Here is a 22245-nt window from a genome sequence, read left to right as displayed (position 1 = left end):
CGTCGTATCAGGACTACTCTCAGTGACTACAACTGTCTGTGACGACAACAGTCAGAACAATAATACGGAGATCGCTACATGAACGTGTCCCCCACATTGCTGGGTTCCTTCAGCCGTCTGCGGCTGGCTCTCCTGGCTTCACTCCTGGTTGTGCTGCAGGGCTGCGGCATCATCTACAAGACCACCGGTGACGTGCTCATCAACTATGGTCGCGCCGAGATGGTGCCCTACCTCCTGATGGACGATGACGTCGCCATGGGCTGCGCCACCGGTGAAGCCCTGACCCCGCTGCTGCTCTCCTTCGAAGCCGTGGGCTCCAACCCGGATCGCCTGGCCCCCCTGGTCTACACCGTGGCCGCCACCTGTACCGAAGCCCTCGCGCTGGAGCAGGAACTGCGTTACAGCCGCGCGCTGAAGGACGGCCGTGTGGCCGAGGCCCAGGATGCCCGGACGATGCAGAAGCGCTACCTGCGGGTCACCGCCCAGCGTTATCACAAGGCTTACCAGCGCACCACGGCTCAATATGGCGAGGCCGACAATGGCCAGTGCCCGCGCCTGCGCACTGACTTCGACGAGCTGGTCTGGCTGGTAGGCCAGATTGCCGGTGTCCAGGCGGTGCTGAATGACGGCGCCTCTGACGCCTCACTGGGCATCCCGCGTGATATCGCCGCCAAGGTCGAACGCGGCGCCGCCTGTGTGGACAACGAAAAGTGGTGGGGCGTGCCCAACGGCACCCGCGCCGCCCTGTGGAGCATCCTGCCCATGTTCGCGCCGGAAGGCGCTGATCCGTGGCGCGAGATGGACCGCTCCGTACGCATGGGCTTCGAGCAGGGGGTTCGTCTGCCCAGCGCCCTCTTCGCCATCGCCGCGCACAGCGTCGGTGACGAACAGCGGGTTCGCCGCGCCGTGCGCGAGTTCGCCAAGAACGACCAACATATCGATCAGAACTACGCCATGCTGGACGCACTGGCCGAATTCCTGATCACGGGGGTTTCAGATCGCTTGTGGACGGAAGCTACAGGCAAACGTACGCCGTTTGGCGGCCTCGGGACTTTCTGGGACGATCAGCGCTCTTCCCAGCCCGCTTTTGACATTGACGATTTGCTCTAACTTAACCGTGCTTGGTAGCGACCGGGGGTGCGGTCGCTACCGGATCAGGAGGCAGTAACCATGCGCATTTCCCGTTTTCTCTCCGTGGCAGTGGCCGCGCTGGCGCTGGGCTTTACGTCCCAGGCCAGTGCCAACACTCAACTTCGCCTGTGTGTGTTCGACATCATCGGCAGCTCCGGTGACATCTTTAACCTGATGCGCGACTACCGTACTGCCGCGCTTGGCGAGGGCGTCGATTTCCGCATGCGCGCCTTTACCGATGAAAACATCGCCTACGAAGAACTGACCGGTGGCCAGTGCGACGTGGCCGCCATCACCGGCATCCGCGGCCGTCAGTTGAACAGCTACACCGGCAGCCTGGACTCCATCGGCGCCATTCCCAACTATGACGCCCTGCGCATGGTGGTTCAGGTGCTCTCCAGCGAGAACCCGCGTATCACGCCAAACCTGCGCCACGGGCCTTACGAGGTGATCGGCATCGCGCCCATGGGGGCCGCCTATCTGTTCGTCAAGGACCAGAGCATCAACAACGTCAACGCACTGGCCGGCAAGTCCATCGCGGTGATGGAGTATGACGTGGCCCAGGGCCGCATGGCCTCGCGCGTCGGCATGTCGCCGGTGATGTCCGATATCACCAACTTCTCCGGCCGCTTCAACAACCACAGTGTGGACATCTGCTTTGCCCCGATGGCGGCCTACAGCGCGCTGGAACTGTATCGTGGCATGGGCCCGGACGGCGGCATCGTCGACTACACCCTGGGCCAGCTGACCATGCAGCTGATTGCACGCCACGACAAGCTGCCGGAAGGCTTTGCCGCCTGGTCGCGCAAGTACATGTTCGAGAACCTCTATGACCGGGCCCAGGCCGTGGTGGACAACGCCTACAACGATGTCAGCGACGATCGCTGGATCCGCGTCAGCGAAGACGACACCCTGCGTTACGACGAGATGATGCGCGAAGCCCGGATCGATCTGACCGAGCAAGGCGTCTACAGCAAGGAAATGATGTCCCTGCTGCGCAATATCCGTTGCCGCCTGGACAGCTCGCGCGGCGAATGCAGCGAGAACCTCGAGTAAGCTGACCCGCACCGCCCGAAACCGGAACGGGGCCATACAGGCCCCGTTTTTACATTCCCCTGACATGCAATTACTGAAAAGCTGCTTTGAATGCCGCTTGTGCAGTAGGCATAGCGACTCAGGTCACATAGAATCGGGCGATGCTCCGGGATGCCGAGTTTGGCGTCCGGCTTTTACAATCCATCATGCCCCGGCGCCTGCCCGGGTGCTGATAACAACAACCGGGTGAACAATGACTACAGCGTCGTCTTCATTCAAGATAGCCAATCGCTCTGTCGGCGAGTGGATATCGTCTCTCCCTACCCTCATTATCCTGCTGATCACCATCTTCGTGGCCTCCGGCGAGATCATCCATTCGCAGCTCCTGCGCGTGGGCGAAGCCACCTGGGAAGAGTACTTCCTGCTCCGTGGCGCTGGCGTGGTGGGGGAACCCACCTGTGACCGCAACCCTGATATCGATGAGCAGGTCCGCCGTACGGTCATCCAGCGCGAGGCCGACATGGCCGATGATCCGCTGGCGGACATGTTCGGCACCGATATCGACGAGGACGCCATCCGGCGCTCCATCGAGCGGTCCGTGCAGGTCTGTAACGAGCGATGGCAACGCTTCGAGCGCATAGAAGAACGGGTCACGCCGGGAGTGAAAGCCTTCCGTACCGTGGAGGTCGGCGTATCCCGCATGATCACCACCATCGGTGAGAGTCGGCGCACCCTGCTGACGCTGCTGGTGCTGATCTGTGCCGCCACCGCCACCATGAGTCGCCACCACATCGCCATTCGCCCGGTGCGTACGGTGCGCGACCACTATGTGTCGACCATTGCCCTGCTGTCCGCCAACACCCTGCTGTTCGTCTCCGCCGTGCAGTACCGCGAGCGCCAGTTGATGAGCATCGCGGAGGGCATATCGGTCAGTCACTACGGGCTCAACCTGATCTGGATTACCGGGTTCGGGGTGCTCGCTGCGATCAACATCTATCATCTGGTGAAGCCACCGAAGGATCTTGAGCAGGGCGGCAACTACGGCAAGGCCCTGCTCACCATCCCGCTGTACGGCTTCATGTCGCTGTCTGCCGGTTCGCGCTTCATGCTGGATGGGTACTACCACGGCATGAGTGTTTACCTGGGCATGATGATGGAACACTCCACCATGTTCCTGAACCTGGCCCTGTACATCTGGATCGGGATGATGCTCAAGCAGACCCGCATGGCGCAGCTGGTGTTCAACGTGCTGCGGCCGTGGAAGATGTCGCCGGAGCTGCTGTGCTTCGTGGTGCTGCTGGTCACTGCGGTGCCCACCGCCTACACCGGGGCCTCCGGGATCTTCGTGATCGCGGCCGGTGCCGTGATCTACAGCGAACTGATGCGCGCTGGCGCTCGCCCGCAGATGGCTCTGGCCACCACCGCCATGTCCGGCTCCATGGGTGTGGTATTGCGGCCCTGTCTGCTGGTGGTGATCATCGCCGCGCTGAACAACCAGGTGACCACCGCCGAGCTGTTTGGCTCAGGGATCAAGATCTTCTTCCTGACCGCGTTCCTGTTCTTCATCTATTCGCAGTTCGCCCGCAAGGAGCCGGCCCGCATCGCGCCGTTCCGTGAGGCGCTGCCGGAGAGCATTCGCCGTCTGCGTCCGCTGATCCCCTATGTGGTACTGATGGCCGCCGTCATCATGTTCTTCAACCATGTGCTGGATCGCCGCCTGGACGAGTTCTCCGCGCCGATCATCCTGCCGGTGGTGCTGCTGTCGATCCTGATCTACGAGTATGTGTTCTCGAAGAAGAGCGCCGATCAACTGGGTCTGGAACTCGAAGATACCGCGGGCGGCGATCCGCGCCCGACCGGCTTCGAACCGGCCCTGCGCCGCGCCACCAACGAAACCACCGGCCATATCGGTGCCCTGCTGATGCTGATGGCCCTGTCCGTGAGCGTGGGCGGCATCATCGAGCGCACCGGCCTGATGGAAGCCATGCCGACCGACTTCGCTTCGGTCTGGGTGGCGGCTGCCCTGCTGATGCTGGTGCTGGTAGGCATCGGCATGATCATGGACCCCTACGGCGCGGTGATCCTGGTGAACGCGACCATTGCCCAGGTGGCCTTTGCCGCCGGCATTGACCCGCTGCACTTCTGGATGATGACGCTGGTGGCCTTCGAGCTGGGGTACCTGACACCGCCCGTTGCGCTGAACCACCTGTTGACACGACAGGTGGTGGGCGACGACGAGGTGGAGAAAGCCAAGCTCACCACCGGGTCCTTCTGGGATCGCTACGAGAAGTTCCTGTTGCCCATTGCGGTGATGCTCACGGCGCTGATTACCGTGACCTTCCTGCCGCTCTGGTTCGACGGACTGCACGAGTGGCTGTTCCAGAAGGTCGGCCGAGGCTGATCGCCAGGCATGAAAACGCCCCGAAAGGGGCGTTTTTTTTGGCCTGTTCATGTACCCTTGGCGGCCGGGATGCCACCCTGAAAGACCCACTCTGGAGATCCTGTCAGCCATGACCGAACAAACCCCTCCCCAGCGCCCCCGCAGCCAGCACGAGCGTATTCATGGCCGCGACTATGAAGCCGCGCCATCGTCCTTTCGCCCGGTATGGCGGTTGCTGTTGTTACTGGCAAGCATGGTGGCGATGGTGGCCGTTGCGGCCATCGTGGTGGACTACTTCGTCCTTACATAGACGGCGGTTCGAAGCGCTCGCGCAGCAGCCCGGCCAGGCGATCCAGCCGGTCACGGCGTGCCGCCAGGCCAAAGATATTCATCATCCGGGTCGCCCAGCCGAACATCATGGCCAGGGTGTCGCCGCCACGGCGCGGGATCACATGCAGGTGCACATGCGGCACATGCTGATTGGCGGCCTTGCCATCGTTGATGACCAGATTGTGCCCCTTCACCGCCAGACCGGCGGCTTTCTGCGCGGCGATGGTGCGCCGCGCCAGGTCCATCATATGGTTGATGAGCTGCGGCTCCAGCTGCTCCACCAGGGGGGCGTGCTGGCGCGGAATCACCAGGGCATGCCCTTCACGAACAGGAAACAGATCGAGGATGACCAGCGCCAGTTCATCCTCGTAGATCACGCTCGCCGGCAGGGTCCCGGCGGCGATGGCGCAGAAGATGCAATCGTTGGCGTCGTTCATAGGCGGCGTCGCAGCAGCAGTACCAGGCCACCGAGCAGCAACGCCAGCACACAGGCCGCCAGTAACGGCAACCCGGCGCGCAGCGCCTGCCCTTCTGCCTGAATCAGGGCATCGAAGAGGGTAATGATCCAGGCCGGCGCCAGGGTGTCGGTGTCTTCAGACACCAGCCAGGGCGTGAACAGCACCGCGATGGACAGCGCGCGCAAGGGCAGTTTCAACCACACTGTCCAGCGCACTGTCAGCCACCAGATCACGGCAACGATCACCGCAGCCGCGCCCAGATAGGCCAGCCAGGCCATCATGTAACTGTCTTCGGACACGCGTTTCTTCTCCTGTCTGTCACCGGCATCAGGGCCCGCATGATAGCAGATTGCCGTCATGTGAACCGGGTCAATCGCGCCACTGCACGATATGGTCCTGGTAATCCTCTTCGTCCACGCCGGTCTCGCTGATGACCCGCCCGCGCATGGACACTCCCGCACGCTGCACGCTGCCAGGATCGCCGCTGATCAGCGGGTGCCAGGCCGCCAGCGCCTCACCGCGCGCCAGGCGGCGGTAGGCACAGGTGCGCGGCAACCAGTCCCAGCCTGCCACCTCCGGCGTCACCTGCACACAACCCGGCACCCTGGCCAGACGCTGCGCATAGTCGGTACAGCGGCAGGTGTCCGTGTCCAGCAAGCGACAGGCCAGACGGGTAGCGTGGACCTCGCCGGTATCCTCGTCTTCCAGACGCACCAGACAGCAACGCCCGCAGCCATCGCACAGGGCTTCCCACTCGTCGGCGGTCAGCGCCTCCAGCGGGAAGCGCTCCCAGAACCGCTCACGCATCCCGGGACGGGCGGCGCCCGGGTGCCAGATACAGGTCCTCATCGGGCGGCGGCGGCATCTGCAGGAACCAGCCCTGGGACAACAGCGCCTCGCGGACTTTTTCCGCATCCACACGGGCCAGCGGGCGGCCAGGTTTCATCAGCATGTCGACCACGTGACGCGGCGTGCCGAAGCGCTCACGCAGCGCTTCCGGCACGGCATCCAGGCCGCGCGCCTTGTTCACGTACAGGTACATGCCTTCCTGGCGACTGCTATGGTAAATCGAACAGAACAGGTGTTGGCCGGTCACGGCAGCATCTCCAGCAACGGGCGAGTCACCACGTCATGGCGCCAGCCCAGCAAGGGTTCGGGCAACTGCTCGGGGGCTCGGGCCAGGGCTTCCAGCCAGCGCCGTCGCATCAGCACCTCGGTGCCCAGTTGCATGCTCTCGGCAATCTCGGCCACGCGGCTGCGCAGCGCCTTGATCAGTTGACGTTCTTCCGGGGTGGGCGGGCCCGGCAACGCGTCGGGCGGGGTCTGCGTCTCGCCCTCGCGCAGCAGCGCCAGCAGGGTATCGCCATCACGGCGAATGGTAGAGGGATGCAGGTCCAGCGCCGCCAGTTGCTCGCGCCGTTGGGGGCCTTCCAGAGCCAACGCCAGCATGGCCGGATCACGCACCAGAAACCCGCGCGGCATATCGCGCTCCCGGGCCTGGATATCGCGCCAGCGGGCCAGCGCCACCAGTCGCGCCAGGGCCACACCGCTGAGGTTGCCCGCCCCCTTGACCTGACGCCAGGCGTCCTCGGGGTCGCCCACCACCGTGGCCTGGGCCAGTTGCCGGTCGCACTCCTCATGCCACCAGGCCAGGCGACCCAGTTCAGTGAGCCGGGCTTCCAGCAACGCCAGCAGTTCCGGCAGCCAGACCACATCATCGCGGGCATAGGCCAATTGCTGCGCGCTCAGCGGGCGGCGCAACCAGTCGGTGCGGGTGGCGTCCTTGGGCAGTTCAGTGCCGGTCAGCTCGCGCACCAGGCGCTGGTAGCTGCATTGCAGATCATGCCCGCACAGCGCCGCCGCAATCTGGGTATCGCGGATCGCCGCCGGGGCTTCACCGGTATGCATGCGCAGCGCTTCGATATCCTCGGAGCAGGCATGCATCACCAGGGTGCGGCCGGACAACAGCCGGGTCAGCGGCCCCGGATCGTCCACCATGGTGGTCGGATCAATCAGCCAGACGCCCTGCTCGCCCGCGTTGACCTGCACCAGCGCCAGCTTCGGCCAGAAGGTGCGCTCGCGCATGAATTCGGTATCCAGGAACAGCGGCCTGTCGGCGGGCAATGTGCTGGCCATCTCGGCCAGCCGGGCGGGCTGGTCTATCCAGTGGTAGGTCATGGGGCGCCTTGAGTACGGGTCTGGCGGCACATTATAGGGGCCGCAGGCGCCCCCTGATACCCTATACTCCTGATGCATAACCCTATCGAAGACCAGGGAGAGATGGTGTGCGCGCACTGAAGATACTGATCGTCCTCGTTGTAGCGGTTCTGATGCTGACCGCCTTGCTGACCCGCCCCGGCGCCGTGGATGCGGTGGGCTGGGAGGCGCCCGCGCCGCCGCCCGATGACGGCGTGCTGGCCGAAAACACCGACCTGCGGCAGGCCAGCCTGATGGGGCTGGGCGTGCTGGACGGGCCGGAGGACATTGCCGTCGACCGCGACGGCCACATCTACACCGGCACTGTGGACGGTCGCATTGTCCGCGTGAACCGCAATGACGGGCAGATTACGCTGCTGGCCAACACCGGCGGTCGCCCCCTGGGCATGGAATTCGACGAGGACGGCAGCCTGCTGGTGGCTGACGCCCACCGCGGCCTGTTGCGGGTGCGCGCCGATGGCGACGTGGAGGTGCTGACCAGCAGCGTCAATGGCGAACCGATCCTGTTTGCCGACGACGTGGCCATCGGCCAGGAGGGCACTATCTACTTCAGCGATGCCTCCACGCGGTTTGGCCTGGAAGACTACCAGCTTGATCTGATCGAGGGGCGCCCGAATGGTCGGCTGCTGGCCTTCGACCCGGACAGCGGCGAAACCCGCGTGATGCTGGAAGACCTCTACTTCGCCAACGGTGTGACCCTGTCCGCCGACGGCCAGTACCTGCTGATTACGGAAACCGGCCGCTACCGCATCACCCGCTACTGGCTGGATGGCCCCCGCGCGGGCACCCGCGACCTGTTTGCGGAGAACCTGCCCGGCTTCCCCGACAATATTTCTGCCCGCCCGGATGGCAGTGGCTACTGGGTGGCCCTGCCCAGCCGCCGCAACCCGCAACTGGATGCCATCAGCCACTCGCCACGCCTGCGCAACCTGACCGCTCGCCTGCCCGCCTGGCTGCAACCGGCCCCGGAGCATTACGGCATGGTGCTGTTGCTGGACAAGGACGGCGCCATTCGCATGGCGCCGCGCGACCCCGGCGGGGAAATCCTCTATGAGCTGACCTCAGCGGTCGAACATGACGGCTTCCTGTATCTGGGCACCCTGGGCGGCGACCGGATCGGCCGCTGGGCCATCCCGGTGGATTGACCTCACTGCCGGTGCAGCCCCGCATCACGGGGCTGCACCGGGCGGATTGCCCTGCTATCCTTCGCCCCCTCACCACACATTCACCCATACATCAGTAGCAACAGGGATTGCCCGATGACGACGAAACTCGTGCTGGTCCGCCATGGCCAGAGCGTCTGGAACCAGGAAAACCGCTTTACCGGCTGGAAAGATGTCGACCTGACCGAGCAGGGTCGCGCCGAGGCGGCTCGCGCTGGCGAGTTGCTGAAAGAAGCCGGGTTCGAATTCGATGTCGCCTACACGTCGGTGCTCAAGCGTGCCATCCGCACCCTGTGGACCATCCTCGACGGTATGGACCAGATGTGGATTCCGGTGATCCGCAACTGGCGCCTCAACGAGCGCCACTATGGCGCCCTGCAGGGCCTGAACAAGGCCGAGACGGCGCAGAAGTATGGCGACGAACAGGTGCTGATCTGGCGCCGCAGCTATGACACGCCACCGCCGAAGATGGAGCGCGATGATGAGCGTTACGCTGGTCGTCAACGCGTCTACAAGGACCTGACCGAAGCGCAGATCCCGTTGAGCGAAAGCCTGAAGGACACGGTGGACCGCTTCGTGCCCTACTTCGATGCGGAAATCGCACCGCAGATCCGCGCGGGCAAGCAGGTGCTGATCGTGGCCCACGGCAACAGCCTGCGGGCGCTGGTGAAGCATCTGGACAATGTGTCCGACGAAGAGATCCTGAAACTCAATATCCCCACCGGCATTCCGCTGGTGTATGAGCTGGATGATGACCTGAAGCCGATTCGCAGCGGTTATCTGGGTGACGCTGAAGCCGCTGAAAAAGCCGCGGCGGCGGTGGCCAACCAGGGCAAGGGCGAGCACTGATATCTCGGTGTCACAGGCTGGGCTGAGCGCAACGAATCCGACCGGCGCACCAGCCCAGCCCCCCTCCGGCACGCGCCCCTACGGGTCAACGGCCCCCTCGGGCGTCAGCCGGTCATGACGACCGGCCTCCCAGGCTGCTTGCAACACCGGATCCGTATAGGGATTGCGCGCCCACCCGGCCGCGTCCTTGCCCTGCCGATAGGCCCCGTCGACATCCGCCAGCGGCTCACCGCGCTGCCGCTGCCACCACTGGCGAAGGTCCGCCCCCGCACACATCAGCAGCGGTACCAGCACCAGGCTGACCAGGGTGGCAAACAGCACACCGAATGCCAGCGACACCGCCATCGGCACCAGGAAGGCCGCTTCCGCGCTGCCTTCCAACAACAGCGGCCCCACCCCCAGAAACGTGGTGATCGTGGTCAGCATGATAGGCCGGAAACGCGCCGCGCCCGCCGACACCACCGCCTCCTGCAACGGCACCTGAGCCCGCCGCAGCCGATTCACTTCATCAATCAGCACCAGGTTGTCATTGACCACCACACCACTCACGGCGATCACACCAATCACCGACCAGAGTGTCATGTCCAGCCCCAGCAGCAGGTGCCCGAGCACCGCGCCCACCAGACCGAAGGGAATCACGCTCATGACCAGGAAAGGCTGGGACCAGGTGCCGAACAGCACCGTCAGCACAAAAAACATGCCGATCAGCGCCAGCAGATAGGTATAGCTCAGGTGGTCCAGAAACGCCTCGATGGCTTTCGGTTTGCCCGCAATACCCCAGTCTGCCTCGGGCGCCGTCTCGTGCAGGCTGTCCAGCATGCCGCTACGCACCTGACGCATGACCACACCGGGCGAACTGATGCGGCTGTCCACGAACCCGGACACGGTGGCATTGCGGCGCCGGTCGAAGCGACTCATCAGGGCTGGCGCATCACGCTCTGCCAGGGTCGCCATCACCGATAACGGCGCCCAGTCACCGCCGGGCAGGCGCACCGGCATCTGCGCCAGCGCCCAGAGCGAATCCGTATCCTCGGCGCGCAGGCGCAACATCACCGGCACTTCGGTGTCCTGCTCGGGCATGCGGTCGATTTCGATACCGTGCACCGCATCGCGCACCTGGCCGCCGAGACTGTCCTCGTTCAGGCCCGCATGGCGCGCCGCATCGGTGAGCTGGATATCCACCTGGCTGCGGCGCGCGTGCAGACTGTTGCTGACTTCATGCACCCCGGCGAGGCTGCGCAGCAGACCTTCGAGTTCGGCCGCCAGGCGGTCCAGCACCTGCGGGTCATCATGGAACAGGTTGATATGAACATCCGGGCGCGTCTGGATCAGACTGGCATCAAAGCGGGTCGACAGGGCTTCACTGACCGGGCCATGCAATGCACGCCAGCGACGGGCCACCTCGCTCGGCGACAGCGGGCTGTCGGCGCTCAGCTTCAGGCCCACGCGCACGCGCTGGGCGGCGTCGGGATCGGCGGCGTTGGAAATCTTTTCGTGGAAGCCCTGCTCGGCAAACCGGTGGGCAATCACCGCCTGGCCATGCGACGCCTCCAGTTGCGCCGCCAGTTCGATGGCCGACGCCTCCAGTTGCTGCAGGGCGCTGCCGGTGCGCGTGTCGCTGGTGCCCTGCGGGAACACCACTTCTGCCACCACATGGTCGGCGGCCACATCTGAAAACAGCACCGTGTTCACCCAGCCATTGGCCAGCAACGACGCACACAAGGCCAGCAGCCCGGCGAAACTCACGATCACCGGATAACGCCACAGCAGCAGGCGCTCGATCAGCGGCCGGTAGACGCGCATCAGCAGCGTATCCAGCCCGGTATTGACGCGCTCGCTGAGGCGATCGGACGCCGCGGTAAAACGACCCGGCCGGTCGCTGACACTCGCCAGATGCGCCGGCAGAATCCACAGCGACTCCACCAGCGACAGGAGCAGGATGGCAATCGCCACCACCGGCACAACCCGCATCAGCGCGCCTTCCGCGCCCGGCAGAAACAGCAGTGGGGCAAACGCCAGCGCGGTGGTCAGCACGGCAAAGGTCACCGGCCGGGCCACGGCTGCCGCACCGCGCAGGGCGGCCTCCTGGCCTCGATATCCGAGACGCCGCTGGTGGTGCACGCTTTCACCCACAATGATGGCGTCATCCACCACGATGCCGAGCACCAGAATGAAGGCGAACAGGGAAATGGTATTGAACGATTCACCGAGGATCGGCATCACCAGGCAAGCGCCGAGCATCGCCACCGGAATACCCAGCGCGATCCAGCGTGCCAGCCCGACACCCAATGCCAGGGTCAGCACCACCGCCAGGATCGACAACGCCACCAGCGCGTTGCGCCAGAGCATGCCAGAGCGACTGCGAAACGCCTCGGCATCATCCTGCCACAGCGTCAGGTTGACCCCCGGCGGCAACACCAGCGAGGTGCGATAGGCATCCACAGCGTCCGCGACATCCAGTACCTGCTGCCGACCGATGCGGTAGATATCCAGCGCCACCGCCGGTTCGCCGTCCAACCACGCTCGCATGGTGTCGCGGGCGAAACCGTCGCCGGCACGGGCCACATCGCCCAGGCGCAACACGTCGCCGTGCCCGTACTGGCGCAGCGGGCGCGCCAGGTAGGCGCCCGCATTGTCGGCACGGCGCCCGGTTTCCAGCAACAGTGGCCCATCGCCGCTGTGCAGGATGCCGCCAGCAATACTGTCCAGGGAGGTACGCACCCCGGCGGCCATTTCCGCCAGGGACAGGTCGTGGCGACGCAGGTCATGGGCCGCCACTTCCAGTGCCAGTTCGCGGGCAGGGAGATTCTCGATATCCACCACGGAGATGACATCACTGGCCAGCAGACCGGCTCTGACCTCACGGGCCAATTGATACAGCGCCCAGGGCGCCAGTTCGCCCGACAGCACCAGCCGCGCCACGCGATTGCGCACCACCAGTTCCTGTACCCGGGGACGCCCGGCCCGGGCGGGCAAGGTATCCAGCGCGTCCAGCGCGGTGCGCACCTGTTCCAGCACCACCCGGGTCTGGTAGCCCTGCTCGATATCCACCGTAATGCTGCACAGGCCCTCGCGGGCCTCGGTGATCATCTCGGCCAGCCCCTCGATGCCGTAGAGGGCGTTTTCCAGCGGCATGCAGACCAGTGCCTCGACACGATCCGGTGCGGCCTGGGGGAACTGGACCATAATACCGAGCCGGTCCAGCGGCACATTGGGCAGGGTTTCCTGGCGCGTCTTGCCCATGGCCAGGACCCCGCCAATCACCAGCACCAGCATCAACAGGTTGGCCACCGCAGGCCGCGCGGTGAACCAGCGAATACTGTTCACTGCGCGGCCTCCCCGGCGTGGATGTCCCCGGGATGGATGTCCCCGGCGCTGATATCGAGCGTGCGGCCAAACGGCCGCGCCTGCACCCGGGTGCCCTCGGGCCAGCGCAGCCCGCCGCTCAGAGCAATGCGATCGCCGCTGGCCAGGCTGCTGGTACGCAGATAGATGGCGTCGGCATCCTGATATACCGGCGTCACCGGCAAACGCCGCAGACGTTCGTCGTCGTCCACGCGCCAGATATGCCCAGCCCCGGCGAGTACAGAACGGGGCAGGCGCACCAGGTCCGGGGCCTGACGCCCGCGCAGGGTGGCCTCGACCAGCATGCCCGGCTCCAGCGGCACGCTGCTGTTCTCGTCCAGTTCCACCTGGGCCACCAGATAGATCATGCGATTGTCGTTGAGGCCGCCCTCCCGGCGCACAATGCGCCCTGACCAGCGACCGGTCTGACCGCCAAAACGGCCCACCAGAACCACCTCTGGCCCATGCTCCCCGGGGCTGCCGTGCAACGGCATGTCGAGCAGCGCCAGCCAATCGTCTCGCACCGGCAGACGCACCTCCAGACTGTGGGTGCTGTACAGGGTGGCCAACCGCTCCCCTGCGGCCACCTGCTGGCCGGGCTGCACCTGGACATCACGGAGGCGCCCGGCGAACGGCGCCTTGAGTTGCGTTTCCGCCAACTTCCGCCGGGCATCGCGCACTCCGGCCTCGGCGGCGGCCAGGCGGCCTTGCGCCTCATCCATGTGCGGCACCAGCCGCGCATACTCGGAAGCCTGTTCGCCATTGGTCCGGCGGGCCACCTGGGCGCGGGCCCGGGTATCTGCCAGATGCAAGCGTGCCGCGCTGGCCTCGTGACGCTGTCGCGCCAACGCCAGTTCGTAGGGTTCCGGGTCCTGGCTCAGCAGCAACTCACCTTCGGTCACCATGCCGCCATCGCGGAAGGCCGGGTTGGCCTCCACCACAGCGCCGCTGACGCGCGCCACCAGCACCACCTGCCGGGCCGATTGCACGACACCGTGACTGGTCACGGGCACAGCCCGCACACCCGGTTGCACCGTGATCACATCCACCGCAACCGTTCGCTCGCGCGCCGGCTCGCGCGCCTCGGGTACAGGGCGTTGCTGCAACAGCCACAACGCCACGATCAACGCCGCCAGCACGGTCAGAGCCGCCACAAGCTGCCAGCGCATGAGGGGTCTTGTCACAGACGGGTCTCCAGAAGCGTGTCCGGGGCCAACTGGCGACGCTGCTCACCTCCCGGCCCCCGGGCAGAGGCCGGCAACAGGGCCAGCAGGTTGTCCTGCCAGGCCCCCAGACAGGCCTCGCGGGCGCGGTCGTCGCAGCCCAGCGCCGGGTCCAGGCGCAGACTCAGTGTCAGGGCGCCATTGCAGATCAGAATGCCGTTGGCCACCGGATGGTTGGGACTGCCGGGGCCACACAACGCCAGCAGTGTCCGCGCCGGCAGGTCACTGTCGCGGTAATCCAGCCACCATTCACCCAGATAACTGAACGAACCCAGGTAGCTGCTGCGGCCGAGCAGAGCGCGGTACAGGAGATTGATGCACGCCTGCGGCAACAGGCTGGCCCAGCGACCCTGGTGCCACAGCCACCAGTGATCCCCGGCGCGCAATCGCGCACGCACTGCCTGCTGCACCGTGGCCGCATCGGCGGCGGCAGGCAGCGGCAGGTAAAAACCGCTCAGGTGATTGGCCTCCGGGTCGGTCAGCGCCACACTGCCGCGCAGGCTGACCGGGAACAGCCAGGCGCCCGCTGTGCTGCCGGGAGCCGCGAGCCGGGTCATGACCATGTCATGCAGGGCCGCCAGCAACAGGGCACTCAGCGGTACGCCACGCTGGCGCGCGGCCTGCTTCAGCGCCAGGGTTTCGGCGACACTGAACCAGCCCACCGACACCTCATTGCTGCCGCCGTTGGCCGGGGTTGCCCAGCGGCTGAACGGCACGGGCGTGGCCGGGGTCTGGCCGCGCCAGCGCGACCAGGCCAGACGGCTGAAGGAGGGAATCGGCTGGGCCACCGCCTGCGGCTGCTCCAGGATGCGGATGCCGTGACAACGGGCCAGCCGCGCGATGGCCCCAAGACCATCCACCTCTTTGTGCGAAAGCAGTTCCCACTGGATGTTGCCGGTACCTGGGGCCACCCAGGCGACGCGGATTTCACTGGAAATGCCCAGCGGATCGCGAGCCCGGAACCAGGGGGCCGTACCATCCCGGTGCATACGCAGAGGCGCCAGCGCCTTCGGCGCAGCGGCGTTATCAGGGCGCAAAGGGGAGCGGATCATAGCCGGGCGACCTCCACATAGGGCAGGCGGCCATCCAGCTGGCTGCGGGGGTCCTCGTCGTAGCTGACCAGATAGTGACAACTGCCCAGGCTCTGGCGGCGGTATCCCTGCACCGCCTCCCCCGCCGGGTCGCAATCGAAAAAGCCGGTGCTGATGGCGGGCACCTCACGCCACTCGAGCATGCGTCGCAGCAGGGCGTCGACAATCGCCGGGTCGTCATCCTCCACCAGCAGCGTGTGCAACATCAGATAATCCAGGGTGCCCCCGGCGGGCGGCAGACGCAGGCCACCGCGCAAACGGCTGTTCAGGTTCCAGGCATGGCGCAGCCAGCCCAGCCCGGCGGGATAGGACAGCACCCGGGTCTGCTTGAAGCCCTTCTGGTTCCACAGGCCTGCCACGCCGACCAGGCGTTGGCCGCGCCAGGCCAGAAAGAAATCCGACAGCGACAGGCCACGGTAATAGGGCGATCCGGCGAGCAGTGCGTTGAAACGATAGACCGGGAAAAACTGACGCCGGGGCGCCTGCTCCCGCAGCCATTCCCGCAACGCCGGCACATCGGCATCGCGGGCACGGCTGACACGCGGGCCATGCTGACGACCGCGCGGCGGCGCAAACAACAGGTGCGTGGTGATATCGCCGTGCGGGTAATAGGTTGGCAACCCGGCGCGGCCACTGCCCACGGTGGCGAGAGAAATATCGTTGTCACGCAGGATCACGGTGGACATCCACTCGCCCGGCGCCAGTACCTTTTCCAGTTCGCGAAACAGACGCAGCAGCAGACGCGAGCCGCGCGCCTGTGGCGCCAGACGCAGATCGTGGGCGTAGCGCACTGCGGTGGGCGTGCCATTCAGGTACACCTGCCGACGGCCGATATTGACCACCGCCAGCACCTGGTTGTCATGATCGGGCGCGCGGGCTATCCAGACATCATCCTGCTGGCAACTGATACTGCTGCCGTGGAAATAGCTGGGCTCACGCTCGAAATTGAGCAACACACGACCGGGCTGCGGCGTCTGCCGCACCAGCGACAGGATCGCGCCGTCGTCCTCGGCCGTGGCCGGACGAATTACACAGCGCATCGGTCGGCCTCCCCCGGCGCTGCCGCCATCACGTCACGCAATGCCACCGGCAATGTGCCGGGCCAGAGGCGCAGGGGCTCTATCTTGATATTGCCTTCGATCATGCCCAGGTCGCGGCACAGGCCAAGATAACGTTCGCGCATGTGCATGCGGCACAGCACTCTGGCGGGGGCCAGCTGACCCAGATTGCGGGCCAGGGTGTAGTGGAACTGTTTGCCCAGGGCAGCATCCAGCGCCTCGGCCAGCCGCACCGTATTGTCCGGCGTCCGGGGCTGGTCACTGTCGAGCAGCAACAGGTAACCCGCCCTGCCCTGGCCGTCACTGTCCTGCGCGGCCAGCAGCGTCACCACCCGCTGGCCTTCATCCAGGGGCAGCCCGTCCAGCACCTGCTGGACGAACACGGCGCTGAGCTTTTCACCGACCATGTCGACGCCGTCATCACGACCGAGAAAGGTCAGGCACGGCACACTGCCCAGATGACCGCTCACCCGCACACGATCCTGCATGCGGTACCGCAGCAGGCCGGTGCCGGTACTCAGCAGCGGCTGCACCTCCTGGCCGGTGCGCAGGGCCCAGGGCGGCAGGATGCGACCGCTGTCCAGATCCTCGAATTCGTACACATGACTTTGATAGGCCAGTGGCGTCTCGCCCTGCCAGGGAAAGGTCACCACGCCTTCGGTGGCCCACAGGCCCTTGCCCTGAAACGCGGCATGCGGAAGCAGCGCCTTCAGCGCCTCCGCCCAGGTGGCCGAGGCCGCCGTGTCCCAGGCACTGATCAACGCGAGTTTCGGCCACAGCGCGGCAAACAGAGTCGAGTCGGGCACGCCCTGCCACTCGTGCAGAATGGCCGCGGCACGGACGCTGCGTGGACAGGGCAGATGGCGCAAGGAATCCCCGCGGCGGCCCCACTGTCCCTGGCGCAAGACCTCTACCAGCTCATCGCGCCAGTCAAACAGTCGGTCGAACAGGGTCAGTGCAAAGCTGGGGCTCCATACGGACAGCACCGACAACTGGGAATCGGCCACCAGATAGACCAGCGTCGCAAACTGGGCATCTTCCGAGGTGCCCGCCAGTGAAATCGACTCGGGCGCCGCCTGGGTCAGTGAGGCCAGCAGGCGTCGCCCGGAAGACAACAGCTTCATGTCATCGTTGATATGCGCATCCGCCAGCCGCCGCATGTCGTTGGGCAGCCAGGACACCGACCAGTAATGCGAGCCGCCCGCCATGCGCGGGTATTGCCGGTACAGGTCATACAGCCAGGCGCCGATGGCGCTGTTCAACTGATGCAGGAACAGGTCGGTATAGGGCAGCCACTTGACCCCGGAGGTCGAGCCACTGGTCGGCTGGTAGCGGGCCACCGGGGAACGGATCAGCGCGCCTTCACCGAAACTGCGTTGCCGTTCGATGACCTGTTGCCAGTCCTGGTAGCCCGTCACCGGCAACGCCTCGGCAAACTGCTCCCAGCGCCAGTCGGCGTCCACCGGCGGCAGCACCTGATCGCGCGGGGCGCCAGCCACCCGGGATAACAACCGGGACAACGCCGCCCGCTGTACCGCCTCGACATCCTGCAAGCCAGCCCGGAAACGCCGCCCCGCCGGGTTCACCAGGGCACGCAGCAAACCGTGCCCGATGCGGTGGGATACACTCATGAGGTGCCCTGCTGTGTCGCCGCGCCATTGACCTCGGTGTCGTGGTCCTGCGGCCGCGCCGTCACGGCAGGCCCGGGGGCGCTGCCACGGCGAAACAGCCGCTGCCAGACATACAGCACGAAATCGAGGTACCCGGCCTGACCGATGCAGGGCAGCTCGGTGCCCTGCCGCCAGGAGGGGTTACTGCGCTCGAAGAAATCGATCTTCGCTGACTTGCGACGCATCTCGGGGGTGATTTCAGCGACGTCACCCTCCAGGTGCTGATAGCTGTCGCCGAAATCCAGCAGCTGGCGCTGCGGATCGAAGGTGCCGGGAAACAGCGTATCGCAGTATTGCCGGACCATCGGCGCATACCGGTCATAGCGGCCTTCCGGATGGGGGTAATAGCGCGGGAAGTTATTCGCCAGCAACAGATAGGTCTTGTAGCCCTTGGAAATGAGCAACCAGAACAGCGGCGTCATCGGGTAGCGCAGCCGGGTGCGCAGCATATACAGGAAGAACAGCTTGTTCAGGGCCCGACAGCCCCAGTACTCCTTTTCAATAATGGTGTCGCCACTGAACACACCGCGCACCGTTCGTTTGCCGTATTGCAGCGGCATGTTGGTGACGGTGGAAAAGCCGACGATGCGGCGGGTGTCGCGATCACGGATCAGAAACAGCCCCTGTTTCTTGCCCAGGTCGCGCAGGAATATCTCCAGGGTGGTATTGGCGTAGTATTTCCTGAATATCTCGTACATCTGCTGGATATCCAGGGGCGTTATTTTTTTTATGGGGCGATAGTGCGAAATTACCGCCCGTCTCGTATCACTCATCACAAAAACCTTCCTAACGTGCAGCAGGAACACAACGGAGGTGCCACATTATGCAAGCCACCCTCCGCACAGAAGGATAGTCGGCGCCACTTTGTTGTTATTTCCCGACAAACCTAATACCTAATACCGATTGCCATTTGCGCCATATTTTGTGTACAAATATTCACATGAAAAATAACTGAACCACTGCTCACAGGAAGAGTGTGAGGAACATCACATAAAACAATAACAGCTAAAATAAAGAGGTTAACAGCGATGAAGTTCGAAACCTCCCTTCTGGCGGACGCCCCCCTCGTTCCGGTTGTGTACGCTCGTGTACTTTCAAGACTGGCGTGCCAGAATGCTCAGGAACGGCGTCGGATGCTGGCAGAGTGCCATCTCGAAGAGGCGCTTCTGGACAATCCCGAAGCCTACATTTCGGTGCGCGATTTCTTCCGGCTGGTGACCTCCAGCGAACGCTGGGCACAACAGGATGCCCTGGGCGTGCGGTACGGTCTGGAGCTTGATCTATCAGTACATGGTTTGCAGGCATTCTCCCTGCTGAACACCCATAACCGGGGCGAGTTGACCTGGAAAGCCGTGCAGTTCCTGAACGCGCGCACGCCACTGATGGGGCTGCGCCTGGCCAGCCAGGGCGAAAACGCCATGATACGGCTGCAGGATATCTGGCCATTGGGGCGCTGGCGGGATTTCATTGCCCAGGCCTATCTGGGCAGCATGTGCCGCGTCGCCTCGTCGATGACACGTTGCCATCAGGTGCACATGCGGCAACGCCACACTCATCTGCTGCCCTTGTACGAAAAACTGTTTGGTTGCGAAGTCAGGCTGGGCGAAGCCCATGACGGCCTGCTGGTGAGCAGACCGCCGCGCCGTGCCGGAGCGCGCCACCATGAACACTGCGAACATCGGCCGCAATCAGAGGCGGCACTGCGCATCGTCGCCCGGATTCGCCAGCGCATCGAACAGGCGCCCGGGCGGGAATGCACACTGGACCGGGTGGCCGAAAGTCTGGGCAGCACCAATCGCACCATCAGCCGGCACCTCAAGGACGCCGGCCTGCAGTTCAGCGAATTGCGCAATGAAGTACGCACGCGACTGGCGCGCCAGTATCTCAGTGACGGGAAAATGAGCATCGCCGATATTGCCGAACGACTTGGCTACAGCGACCAGGCGAGCTTCACCAAGGCCTTTCGCACCTGGACAGGCACCTCACCTGGCCGGATAAGACGACAAGAGGCCAGAAAGTAATAATCCTTGTTATTTCAGTTCATTTTATTGTTCAGAAATGCCGAATTTTTAAGACATTATCCCGAATGCTTTTCGACGCCTCTGTTTCTAGCATGGTGTAGTCGAAAGACACCCCATAACAGGAATAACGAGGACATTCTGATATGAAAATGACATCACGTTTGATCGCCAGCATGATTGCGCTGGTAGTGGCCATGACAAGTCTGTCGGCCCATGCGAGTTTCTGGGATCGCCTGTTCGGCCGCGACACCTACACCCAGACGCAGTATCCGATCGTGCTGGTGCATGGCATGTTCGGTTTCGACAATATTCTCGGCGTCGATTATTTCTACAAGGTTGCCGAGGAACTGGCCAGCAGTGGTGCCGAGGTTTATACGCTGCAGGTGTCGGCGCTGAACAGCACCGAGATTCGTGGTGAACAGGCGGCACGTCAGATCGAGGACATTCTGGCTGCCTCCGGCGCACAACGTGTCAACATCATCGGCCACAGTCACGGTGGCCCCACCGCGCGTTATGTGGCGTCCGTGTATCCGCAAATGGTCGCTTCGGTGAGCAGTGTTGCCGGCGTCAACTGGGGCACCCCGGTGGCCGACAATTACATCGAATACATTCAGGGCGGCGCAGCCGATCCATTCGTGAAGGGGATCGGTGAAGCCTTTGCCACCATGATCAGCTGGGCAGCCGGCGGCAGCGACCTGCCTCAGGACCTGGACGCCAGCATCCATGATCTGAGCACCGACGGTTCACTGGCGTTCAACGCCCAGTACCCGGAAGGCATGCCGACCGAGTATTGCGGTGAAGGGCAGGAAGTGGGCGCAAACGGCGTGCGTTATTACTCCTGGAGCGGCACGGGTATCTACACCAACCCGTTCGACCCGTTCGATTATCTGGTACTGGCCACCGCCACCGCTTTCGATGAACCGAATGACGGCCTGGTGGCAGCCTGCTCGGCACACCTGGGGCGCGTGCTGCGCACGGACTACAACCAGAATCACTTCGATGAGGTCAACCAGGCATTGGGCCTGACGGCCTGGTTCAGCACTGACCCGCTGACCGTGTACCGTCAGCAGGCCAACCGCCTGAAGAACGCCGGCCTGTAAGGGCCGCATGCGGCGGGAGCGTCTCGGGGAACGTTCCCGCCATCTGATTACTGTCCGTCCTGCATTCGATCCAGCGCCTGTACGCGCCGCTGTTCCTGCTCGTCAAACGTCGCCTCACGCAGGCGCGCCACCTCCCTTTCCTGATCCTCCTGCGCCAGGCCACTGGCGGCAATCTCGGCCACCGCCCGACGGTAATCCGCGTAACGCCGGTCCCATTGCTCACGCTGGCGGTCCAGCGCTTCAAGACGTTCAGCGGCTTCCCGCCCCAGCGCCGCCTCACGCACCGCACGGATCTCATATTCGGAAGCACCCGCCTCCCGTAATGCCGCGACATCCTGGCTCACGCGCACCGGCTGGTTGGCGCGCTCACGCACCTCCCGCAGGGGCGCGGGCAGATCATCCTCCAGCGCCTGCAGGCGTGCCGCCTTCTCGTCGGCATCCAGGCTGTCGTTCTCCAGCACCGCCATGCGCGCCAGGGTGTAGTTATCGAAGGCATCGTCGAAGCTGTAGAAGGCCTCGGCCACGTTCTGACCCAGCCACTCCTGCCTCAGCTGCTGGCGCTGCTTGAGGGACTCGCCCATACCAGCCACGGTGCCATCATGTTGTGGCAGCGCCTCCAGGGCAGCGCCATAGGCTTCGTAGCGTTCGAACAGTTCCCAGGCCTGGCGCGCGGCACTGTCGGGGAGGGTCTCCGCAAGGTGCAGCGCGATACGCGCCTTCACCTGCTCGATATCGTCTTCACCCACGGTGGAAAGGAAGTAATCAAAGACGCGCCGTATGTCCGGCTCGATAATCAGGTTGCCATGGGCATCAGCGCGTAATTCACCGTCCACCTGTGTGCCGTCCAGTGAACGTGGCATCGGCGGCAGGTCATCCGCCAGGTTCAGGTAGTAGGCAAACCGCTCTTCGTTACCGAAATCGTTACCCTCAGCGTTACCGCCTGTAACATCACGCCCGGTGGGTGAACGACCCGTCTCTGACTGATAAGTACTGACTGAAAGGTCATTGCTTTCCCTGCCCGGTTTTTCAGGTAAACCGATAAAAACAAATGCCAGAATGGCGACAACGAGCGCCGAAAAACCGGCTATCCATACCCTGCGCATTATTATTCTCCCGGCCAGAAAGGCCTTTTGTCTGAAAATGCCAAATGACCCGTTGTATTCACGTTGCGGGC

General features: G+C 64.2%; 20 protein-coding genes. 8 read left to right on the top strand and 12 right to left on the bottom strand.

Translation table 11 applies throughout. The features are described from left to right. The first annotated feature begins 78 nt into the window (after nt 1-78). The 4 genes from DKW65_RS05540 to DKW65_RS05525 all read left to right on the top strand — a co-directional run bounded on the left by DKW65_RS05540 (nt 79) and on the right by DKW65_RS05525 (nt 4856). A complete protein-coding gene (locus tag DKW65_RS05540; RefSeq protein WP_162925729.1) occupies nt 79-1110 on the top strand; it encodes a hypothetical protein in 1032 nt (343 codons plus the stop codon). A gap of 60 nt (nt 1111-1170) precedes the next feature. Continuing rightward, the gene (locus DKW65_RS05535; RefSeq protein WP_111656319.1) at nt 1171-2187 is read left to right on the top strand and encodes a putative solute-binding protein; all 1017 of its coding nucleotides are present in this window, start codon (nt 1171-1173) and stop codon (nt 2185-2187) included. A 232-nt stretch (nt 2188-2419) separates the two neighbouring features. Then, entirely contained in the window at nt 2420-4567 is a 2148-nt protein-coding gene (locus tag DKW65_RS05530; protein ID WP_111656318.1) for a TRAP transporter large permease subunit, read from the top strand. A 109-nt stretch (nt 4568-4676) separates the two neighbouring features. Continuing rightward, nucleotides 4677-4856, top strand: coding sequence for a hypothetical protein (locus DKW65_RS05525; RefSeq protein ID WP_111656317.1), 180 nt, complete (start codon nt 4677-4679; stop codon nt 4854-4856). Here the strand turns inward: DKW65_RS05525 and DKW65_RS05520 are convergent. The 5 genes from DKW65_RS05520 to rnd form a co-directional block, all read right to left on the bottom strand. Further along, complete coding sequence (locus DKW65_RS05520; RefSeq protein WP_111656316.1) at nt 4849-5313, bottom strand: HIT family protein; 465 nt, start codon at nt 5311-5313, stop codon at nt 4849-4851. The two genes, DKW65_RS05525 and DKW65_RS05520, sit on opposite strands and share 8 nt — an antisense overlap. After that, nucleotides 5310-5633 (bottom strand): hypothetical protein, encoded by a 324-nt coding sequence (locus DKW65_RS05515; protein WP_245932401.1) that lies wholly within the window; start codon nt 5631-5633, stop codon nt 5310-5312. The genes DKW65_RS05520 and DKW65_RS05515 overlap by 4 nt, the downstream gene beginning before the upstream one ends. A 70-nt stretch (nt 5634-5703) precedes the next feature. After that, entirely contained in the window at nt 5704-6141 is a 438-nt protein-coding gene (locus tag DKW65_RS05510; protein WP_111656315.1) for a YcgN family cysteine cluster protein, read from the bottom strand. After that, entirely contained in the window at nt 6134-6430 is a 297-nt protein-coding gene (locus DKW65_RS05505) for a YcgL domain-containing protein (RefSeq protein WP_245932400.1), read from the bottom strand. The genes DKW65_RS05510 and DKW65_RS05505 overlap by 8 nt, the downstream gene beginning before the upstream one ends. Then, nucleotides 6427-7512 carry a ribonuclease D gene (gene rnd, locus DKW65_RS05500; RefSeq protein ID WP_111656314.1) on the bottom strand — a complete coding sequence of 362 codons (1086 nt, stop codon included), beginning with the start codon at nt 7510-7512 and terminating at the stop codon, nt 6427-6429. Before rnd ends, DKW65_RS05505 begins: the two co-directional genes overlap by 4 nt. Before the next feature lie 107 nt (nt 7513-7619). On the opposite strand from rnd, the gene DKW65_RS05495 reads away from it, so the two are divergent. Together DKW65_RS05495 and gpmA are read left to right on the top strand one after the other, a co-directional pair. Continuing rightward, the gene (locus DKW65_RS05495) at nt 7620-8696 is read left to right on the top strand and encodes an SMP-30/gluconolactonase/LRE family protein (protein ID WP_211315750.1); all 1077 of its coding nucleotides are present in this window, start codon (nt 7620-7622) and stop codon (nt 8694-8696) included. Nucleotides 8697-8810: 114 nt separating this feature from the next. Next, on the top strand, nt 8811-9563 hold the full coding sequence (gpmA, locus tag DKW65_RS05490) for a 2,3-diphosphoglycerate-dependent phosphoglycerate mutase (protein ID WP_111656313.1): 753 nt from the start codon (nt 8811-8813) through the stop codon (nt 9561-9563). 78 nt (nt 9564-9641) lie between these two features. Here the strand turns inward: gpmA and DKW65_RS05485 are convergent, their stop codons facing one another. From DKW65_RS05485 to DKW65_RS05460, 6 genes are read right to left on the bottom strand one after another with little or no spacing between them, the layout of a single operon-like run. Continuing rightward, entirely contained in the window at nt 9642-12890 is a 3249-nt protein-coding gene (locus DKW65_RS05485; protein ID WP_245932399.1) for an efflux RND transporter permease subunit, read from the bottom strand. Then, entirely contained in the window at nt 12887-14092 is a 1206-nt protein-coding gene (locus DKW65_RS05480) for an efflux RND transporter periplasmic adaptor subunit (RefSeq protein WP_162925728.1), read from the bottom strand. The genes DKW65_RS05485 and DKW65_RS05480 overlap by 4 nt, the downstream gene beginning before the upstream one ends. Then, the gene (locus DKW65_RS05475) at nt 14089-15183 is read right to left on the bottom strand and encodes a hypothetical protein (RefSeq protein WP_111656311.1); all 1095 of its coding nucleotides are present in this window, start codon (nt 15181-15183) and stop codon (nt 14089-14091) included. The genes DKW65_RS05480 and DKW65_RS05475 overlap by 4 nt, the downstream gene beginning before the upstream one ends. After that, the gene (locus tag DKW65_RS05470; protein WP_111656310.1) at nt 15180-16262 is read right to left on the bottom strand and encodes a hypothetical protein; all 1083 of its coding nucleotides are present in this window, start codon (nt 16260-16262) and stop codon (nt 15180-15182) included. The genes DKW65_RS05475 and DKW65_RS05470 overlap by 4 nt, the downstream gene beginning before the upstream one ends. After that, complete coding sequence (locus DKW65_RS05465) at nt 16250-17911, bottom strand: GH3 family acyl-acid amido synthetase (RefSeq protein ID WP_111656309.1); 1662 nt, start codon at nt 17909-17911, stop codon at nt 16250-16252. The genes DKW65_RS05470 and DKW65_RS05465 overlap by 13 nt, the downstream gene beginning before the upstream one ends. Further along, nucleotides 17908-18723, bottom strand: a complete 816-nt coding sequence (locus tag DKW65_RS05460) for a hypothetical protein (protein ID WP_162925727.1) — start codon at nt 18721-18723, stop codon at nt 17908-17910. Before DKW65_RS05460 ends, DKW65_RS05465 begins: the two co-directional genes overlap by 4 nt. A 360-nt stretch (nt 18724-19083) precedes the next feature. Here DKW65_RS05460 and DKW65_RS05455 point away from each other — a divergent pair, with 360 nt between their 5' ends. Together DKW65_RS05455 and DKW65_RS05450 are read left to right on the top strand one after the other, a co-directional pair. Further along, nucleotides 19084-19971 carry a helix-turn-helix transcriptional regulator gene (locus tag DKW65_RS05455; RefSeq protein WP_162925726.1) on the top strand — a complete coding sequence of 296 codons (888 nt, stop codon included), beginning with the start codon at nt 19084-19086 and terminating at the stop codon, nt 19969-19971. A gap of 143 nt (nt 19972-20114) precedes the next feature. Further along, nucleotides 20115-21071 (top strand): esterase/lipase family protein, encoded by a 957-nt coding sequence (locus tag DKW65_RS05450; RefSeq protein WP_111656306.1) that lies wholly within the window; start codon nt 20115-20117, stop codon nt 21069-21071. A gap of 47 nt (nt 21072-21118) precedes the next feature. On the opposite strand, the gene DKW65_RS05445 is transcribed toward DKW65_RS05450, so the two are convergent. Beyond that, nucleotides 21119-22174 carry a lipase secretion chaperone gene (locus DKW65_RS05445; protein ID WP_111656305.1) on the bottom strand — a complete coding sequence of 352 codons (1056 nt, stop codon included), beginning with the start codon at nt 22172-22174 and terminating at the stop codon, nt 21119-21121. Between the last annotated feature and the right edge of the window lie 71 nt (nt 22175-22245).

This window comes from Isoalcanivorax indicus (assembly GCF_003259185.1).
GTDB classification, from domain to species: Bacteria; Pseudomonadota; Gammaproteobacteria; order Pseudomonadales; family Alcanivoracaceae; genus Isoalcanivorax; species Isoalcanivorax indicus.
Note: the sequence above shows the minus strand (reverse complement) of the source record. Positions and strands in the feature narration are given on the sequence as shown.